The 6708-nt window shown below is 63.5% G+C and carries 5 protein-coding genes and 1 riboswitch; of the genes, 3 read left to right on the top strand and 2 right to left on the bottom strand.

The features are described from left to right. Nucleotides 1-1997 (bottom strand): cobaltochelatase subunit CobN (gene cobN / locus WA145_RS10590; RefSeq protein WP_422581545.1); only part of this gene is annotated, 1997 nt, incomplete at its 3' end. A 6-nt stretch (nucleotides 1998-2003) separates the two neighbouring features. Beyond that, nucleotides 2004-3059 (bottom strand): cobalamin biosynthesis protein CobW, encoded by a 1056-nt coding sequence (cobW, locus tag WA145_RS10585; RefSeq protein WP_422581544.1) that lies wholly within the window; start codon nucleotides 3057-3059, stop codon nucleotides 2004-2006. Between the two features lie 99 nt (nucleotides 3060-3158). Beyond that, a riboswitch (cobalamin riboswitch) is annotated at nucleotides 3159-3395 on the bottom strand. A gap of 87 nt (nucleotides 3396-3482) precedes the next feature. Between cobW and WA145_RS10580 the strand changes: the two genes are divergently transcribed. The 3 genes from WA145_RS10580 to WA145_RS10570 all read left to right on the top strand — a co-directional run. Next, a complete protein-coding gene (locus WA145_RS10580; RefSeq protein ID WP_422581543.1) occupies nucleotides 3483-3926 on the top strand; it encodes a cobalamin biosynthesis protein in 444 nt (147 codons plus the stop codon). After that, the gene (cobM, locus tag WA145_RS10575) at nucleotides 3923-4678 is read left to right on the top strand and encodes a precorrin-4 C(11)-methyltransferase (RefSeq protein ID WP_422581542.1); all 756 of its coding nucleotides are present in this window, start codon (nucleotides 3923-3925) and stop codon (nucleotides 4676-4678) included. Before WA145_RS10580 ends, cobM begins: the two co-directional genes overlap by 4 nt. 78 nt (nucleotides 4679-4756) lie before the next feature. Beyond that, on the top strand, nucleotides 4757-6708 hold a 1952-nt coding region (locus WA145_RS10570), incomplete at its 3' end, for an OsmC domain/YcaO domain-containing protein (protein WP_422581541.1).

The following is a 6708-nucleotide window of genomic DNA, read 5'->3' as shown; positions in this document are numbered from 1 at the left end:
TTGAGTTGCAGGCCCAGCTCGCGGTCGAGGCTGGCCTCGCGCACCTTGAGCAGAATCTCGCCGCGCAGTTCGGCGGCGCGGCGCAGGTCGAGCTGGCTGGCTTCGTAGTATTCATCGGCCAGGCGCTCCAGATCGCGCAGCGGGCCGTAGCTTTCCGCGCGGGTCAGCGGCGGCATCAGGTGGTCGATGATCACCGCCTGGGTGCGCCGCTTGGCCTGCGCGCCCTCGCCCGGATCGTTGACGATAAACGGGTAGATATTCGGCAGCGGGCCGAGAATCGCGCTCGGCCAGCACTGCTCGGACAGCCCGATGCTCTTGCCCGGCAGCCATTCCAGATTGCCGTGTTTGCCTACGTGGATCACCGCGTCACACGCAAAGGCCCGACGCAGCCAGCAGTAGAACGCCAGGTAGCCGTGGGTTGGCACCAGGTCAGGGTCGTGATACACCGCCGCCGCATCCAGCTGATAACCACGCGCCGGCTGGATGCCGACAAAGGTCAGGCCGAAGCGCAGGCCGGCAACCATCAGCCGACCGCTGCGGAACATCGGATCACTTTGCGGTTCGCCCCAACGTTTGCGCACCGCCTGCTGGTTGGCCGCCGGCAGGCTGTGGAAGAACGCCAGGTACTCGTCCAGCGCCAGGCTCTGCGCGCAGGGCCGCGCGTCGAGGCTGTCCAGCTCATTGGTCACGCCACCGAGCAGCTGGTGGATCAGCGCGGTGCCACTATCGGGCAAGCCCTCCAGCGGATAGCCCTGCTGTTGCAGCGCCTTGAGAATATTCAGTGCCGCCGCCGGGGTATCCAGGCCGACGCCATTACCGATACGGCCATCGCGGGTCGGGTAGTTGGCGAGAATCAGGGCGACGTGCTTGTCAGCATTACCTTTGCGCGCCAGGGCAATCCAGTTGCGCGCCAGCTCGGCGACAAAATCCATCCCCGGCAGATGGGGCTGATAGCAGACCACATCGCTCTGGCTGCGCTCGCTGCGCCAGGCCAGGCCCTTGAAACTGATCGGCTGGGTAATCAGGCGGCCATCCAACTCAGGCAGCACGATATGCATGGCCAGGTCGCGCGAACCCAGGCCCTGGGCATTGGCCTGCCACTGCGCGTGGTTATCCAACGCGCAGATGGCTTGCAGCACCGGAATATCGCGCCTAAAAGGCCGTGCGCTCGGCGCTTCCGGGTTGGACAGGGCAAAGGCCGTGGTGTTGATAATCAGCGCCGTATCGGTCTCGTCCAACCAGTCCTCGACCTGGGCCAGGCAAGCCGCCTCCTTGAGGCTGGCCACGGCAATCGGCAGCGGATTAAGGCCCTGGGCCTGCAGGCGCTGGCAGAACTGATCGATAAACCCGGTATTCGCCGCCTGTACCTGGGTGCGGTAGAACAGCAGCGCCGCCACCGGCGCATCGGCCTGCCAGCTGGCTTGCCAATCGGCCAGACTCGGGTTGCTCAGCTGCGGGTGATACAGGCCCACGCGCGGCAACGGCTGCGGTTCAACCCAGGCATAGTCACGCTGCAGCCACTGGCTGGCGATGCAGTTAAATAGCTGCAGCGCATTGCCCGCGCCGCCCTGCCGCAGAAACTGCCAGAGCCTGTGACTGTCCGCGCCGTCGACATTGCTGAGGCCCATCAGCTCCGGATCGGGGTTATCGCACCCCGGCACCATGATCACCCGTGCACCGCGCTCGGCCAGTTCGACCAGCCGCTCGATGCCGTAGCGCCAGTAGCTGACGCCGCCGTGCACGGCAATCAGGATGACCTTGGCGTGCTGCAGCACCTGCTCGACGTAGAGATCCACCGAGGCGTGATTGCTCAGCTGCGCCGGGCTGGCCAGGCGCAGGCTGGGGTAATCCGCCGGCAGCTGCAGCGCCACCTCGGCCAGCAACGACAGGTGCGAATCGCCGGTGCACAGGATCACCAGCTCGGCCGGGGTCTGGCCGAGGTCGGCGATGCTGTCGAGCGGCAGCTGGCTGCCGGGCTGGGTGCGCAGCAGGTGCATGCGGGCTTAGCCTGCCAGCGCGGCGTTTAGCTCGGCTTCGATGGCGGCCTGATCCAGGGTCTGGCCAATCACCACCAGGCGGGTGATGCGCGGCTCAGCGGCCTGCCAGGCGCGGTCGAAGTGTTTATCGAAACGCTGGCCAACGCCTTGCAGCAGCAGGCGCATCGGTTTGCCGGGAATCGCCGCGAAACCCTTGATGCGCAGGATGCCGTGTTTGCTCACCGCCTCCTTCAGCACTTGCAGCAGACGGGCTTCCTCGGCCTCGGGCAGCTCGACGTGGAACGAGGCGAATTCGTCGTGATCGTGGTCTTCATGGCCTTCCAGGTCATGGTGGGTCTTGCGGCCCTCAATATGCAGCTCGGTCTCACAGTTTAGGCCCAGCAGCACGTCCAGCGGCAGTTCGCCGCCATGGGCTTCGATGATTTTCACTGCAGGCGGCAGCTCCTCGGCCACTTCCGCACGCACCGCAGCCAGGGCGGCGGCGTCGAGCAGGTCGGCCTTGTTGAGGATTACCAGGTCAGCGCTGGCCAGCTGGTCGGCGAACAGCTCGTGCAGCGGCGATTCGTGATCCAGATTCGGGTCCTGCTTACGCTGCGCATCGACCTGATCGGGGAACGCGGCGAAGGTACCGGCGGCCACGGCCGGGCTGTCGACCACGGTGATCACCGCATCGACGGTGCAGGCGTTGCGAATTTCCGGCCAGTTAAAGGCCTGTACCAGCGGCTTGGGTAACGCCAAACCCGACGTTTCGATAAGGATATGGTCCAGCTCGCCGCGCCGCGCCACCAGCTCGCGCATCACCGGGAAAAACTCTTCCTGCACGGTGCAGCACAGGCAGCCATTAGCCAGTTCGAAGATGCGCCCGTTGGCCTCTTCTTCGCTGCAGCCGATCGAGCATTGCTTGAGGATTTCGCCGTCAATGCCCAGCTCGCCGAACTCGTTGACTATCACCGCGATGCGCCGCCCGTCGGCATGGCCGAGCATATGCCGCAACAGGGTGGTTTTGCCGGCGCCGAGAAAGCCGGTAACGATGGTGACGGGGAGTTTGGCGAGGGTTTGCATGGCGAGTCCTGCATGGCGTCGAAAGAAAGACGAGCAGGAGGCGGCACAGACATGACAGCCACGGGGCGTCAGCCAACACCACCGGATCACCCCGCCCGGTTGTCGAAAGCGTGACGAGGCAGGTCTCCTGGCTCACGACCGGGCTGGCGTAGATGCGCCGGCTACTCCCTTCGCCTTCCCGCGCTGACGCAGTGGCTGTTGTGCTGCAGCGCTTGGGCGGCAGAACAACGCAAGGGAACGAGTCGTTTACAGTTGCGGGGGCAGCCAAGGCATTCACCTTGTTCCCTCTTAGCTTCATGGGCATGCCCACGAAGAACCTCGAACGCGACAAGGCTACGCAGGCCATGGCGGCCGGTCAATCGCGGTTGACCAGTGCCGGCCGCCATGGTGAGCTACGCCGCCGCACCCACCGAGCGCTCTTAGATGATGCCCAGCCCTGCCGATACTCGTCCTGCTGCCACCATTCAAGTGGTCGCCGGGGTTGGCTGCCGCAGCGGCTGCAGCGTTGAAGATTTATCCACATTGCTGATTCACAGCCTGCAGGCGCATGGCCTGACTGTGGTTAACCTGGCCGGATTGGCCAGCATCGCGCATAAACAGCACGAGCCGGGCCTGCAGACACTGGCCGAGCGCCTGGGTCTGCAGCTGAACTGCTTTAGCGCAGCCGAACTGCAGCCTTATCAGCACGATATTCAAGGCTCGCCGCTTACCCTGGCCGCCACCGGCAGCCCGGCCGTCGCCGAACCCTGCGCCCTGGCCCTGGCCGAACGCCTGGGTAGCCAACCAGCCCGTCTGCTCGGCGAAAAAACCCGCACCGCCAGCGCCACCTGCGCCCTGGCGTTGATTGCCCCCAAGGATCTGTCATGACCGTCTACTTTATCGGCGCCGGCCCCGGCGACCCCGAGCTGATCACCGTCAAGGGTCAACGCCTGCTGCGCAGCTGCCCGGTGATTCTCTATGCCGGTTCGCTGGTGCCCGAGGCAGTACTACAGGGCCATAGCGCCGAGCAGGTGATCAACACCGCCGAGCTGCATCTGGATGAAATCATCGAGCTGATCCGCCAGGCCCACGCCAAAGGCCAGGATGTGGCTCGCGTGCACTCCGGCGACCCGTCGCTGTATGGCGCGATTGGCGAGCAGATTCGCCACCTGCGCCGGCTAGCGATCCCCTTTCAGATCATTCCCGGCGTGACTGCCACCGCCGCCTGCGCCGCCCTGCTGGAAAGCGAATTGACCCTGCCCGAGGTGTCGCAGACGCTGATCCTCACGCGCTACGCGAGCAAGTCGAACATGCCCGTGGGCGAGGCACTGGGCGACCTGGCCCGCCACGGCGCGACCATGGCCATTCACCTGGGCGTGGTGCATCTGAGCAAGATCGTCACTGAACTGCTGCCGCATTACGGCGCGGATTGCCCGATTGCCGTGGTGCATCGCGCCAGTTGGCCGGATCAGGATTGGGTCAGCGGCACCCTGGCGACCATCGAGGAACAGGTGCGCGCCAAGGGCTTTCGCCGCACCGCGCTGATCCTGGTCGGCCGCGTGCTGCACGCCGAACAGTTCGCCAACTCGGCGCTGTACAACGCCGAACATCGGCATCTGTTCAGATCGACAGACGACTGAGCGGCGCACAGCAAGACTTACGCCGGAAAAGCCGGATAATAGCGGCCAACTTTTAGCTCGTTATTCTGGTAATCCCGCATGGAAATCAAGGTTAACTTTCTCGACAACCTTCGACTTGAAGCCAAGTTCGATGATTTCACGGTGGTGGCCGACCAACCTATCCGTTACAAGGGCGATGGCTCGGCACCGGGCCCGTTCGATTACTTTCTGGCCTCATCAGCGCTGTGCGCGGCCTACTTCGTCAAGCTGTACTGCGACACCCGCAGTATCCCCACCGACAACATTCGCCTGTCGCAAAACAACATCGTCGACCCGGAAAACCGCTACCAGCAGATCTTCAAGATTCAGGTCGAGTTGCCGGCGGATATCTCTGCCAAAGATCGCCAAGGCATTCTGCGTTCCATCGACCGCTGCACGGTGAAGAAGGTGGTGCAGGCCGGACCGGAGTTCGTGATCGAAGAGGTGGAAAACCTCGATGCCGATGCCCAGGCGCTGCTGATACCCGCGCTGACGGCCGGTGAAGGCACGCGCATCCTCGGCAAAGACCTGCCGCTGGAAGAAACCATCGCCAATATGTCGGGGATCATGGCCAGGCTCGGCATGAAGATTGAGATCGCCTCGTGGCGCAATATCGTGCCCAACGTCTGGTCGCTGCATATCCGCGATGCGCATTCGCCAATGTGTTTTACCAACGGCAAGGGCGCCACCAAGGAAGGCGCGCTGGCGTCGGCGCTGGGCGAGTTTATCGAGCGGCTGAACTGCAACTTCTTCTACAACGATCAGTTCTGGGGCGAAGAGATCGCGGGTGCAGCGTTCGTGCATTACCCGGACGAGCGCTGGTTCAAACCGGGGCCCAAGGATGCGTTGCCGGTGGAGATTCTCGACGACTACTGCCTGGCGATTTACAACCCGGACGACGAGCTGCGCGGCTCGCACCTGTACGACACCAACTCGGGCAACACCCTGCGCGGCATCTGCTCGCTACCCTTTGTGCGTCAGTCCGATGGCGAGGTGGTGTACTTCCCCTCCAACCTGATCGAAAACCTTTACCTCAGCAACGGCATGAGCGCCGGCAATAGCCTGGCCGAGGCGCAGGTGCAGTGCCTGTCGGAAATCTTCGAGCGCGCGGTCAAACGCGAAATCCTCGAAGGCGAGCTGTGCCTGCCGGACGTTCCCGCGCAGGTGCTGGCCAAGTACCCGGCCATCCTCGCCGGCATTCAGGGCCTGGAAGCCCAGGGTTTCCCGGTATTGGTCAAGGACGCCTCCCTCGGCGGCGAATTCCCGGTGATGTGCGTGACCCTGATGAACCCGCGCACCGGCGGCGTGTTCGCCTCGTTCGGTGCGCACCCGAGCTTCGAAGTCGCCTTGGAGCGCAGCCTGACCGAGCTGCTGCAGGGTCGCAGCTTCGAGGGCCTGAATGATCTGCCGCCGCCGACCTTTGAAAGTCAGGCGTTGATGGAGCCGAACAACTTCGTCGAGCACTTTATCGACTCCAGCGGTGTGGTGTCGTGGCGCTTCTTCAGCGCCAAGGCCGACTACGAGTTCGTCGAGTGGGACTTCTCCAGCGAAGGCGAGCACGCCAACGCCGAGGAAGCCGCGACCCTGTTCGGCATTCTCGAAGCCATGGGCAAAGAGGCGTATATGGCGGTGTACGAGCACCTGGGTGCCACGGCCTGCCGCATCCTGGTGCCGGGCTATTCGGAGATCTACCCGGTCGAGGACCTGATCTGGGACAACACCAACAAGGCGCTGCTGTTCCGGGCCGACATCCTCAACCTGCACAGCTTGAATGATCGCGGCCTCAAGTCGCTGCTGCGGTATCTGGAAAACAGCGATGTGGATGATTACACCGATATCACCACGCTGATCGGCATCGAGTTCGACGACAACACGGTCTGGGGCCAGCTGACGATTCTCGAACTGAAGCTACTGATCCAGCTCGCGCTGAAGAAATTCGACGACGCCAAGGAGCTGACCGAGGCCTTCCTGCAATACAACGACAACACCGTCGAGCGCGGCCTGTTCTATCA

The organism is Pseudomonas sp. (assembly GCF_049301935.1).
In the GTDB taxonomy this organism is placed as follows: domain Bacteria; phylum Pseudomonadota; class Gammaproteobacteria; order Pseudomonadales; family Pseudomonadaceae; genus Aquipseudomonas.
The sequence above is the reverse complement of the archived record's forward strand: the minus strand, read 5'-3'. Positions and strand labels throughout refer to the sequence as shown.

Bases quoted from the DNA above. Each gene is read 5' to 3' on its own strand.
- cobW (WP_422581544.1), bottom strand. From the start codon at position 3,059: ATGCAAACCCTCGCCAAACTCCCCGTCACCATCGTTACCGGCTTTCTC.
- WA145_RS10580 (WP_422581543.1), top strand. From the start codon at position 3,483: ATGATGCCCAGCCCTGCCGATACTCGTCCTGCTGCCACCATTCAAGTG.
- cobM (WP_422581542.1), top strand. From the start codon at position 3,923: ATGACCGTCTACTTTATCGGCGCCGGCCCCGGCGACCCCGAGCTGATC.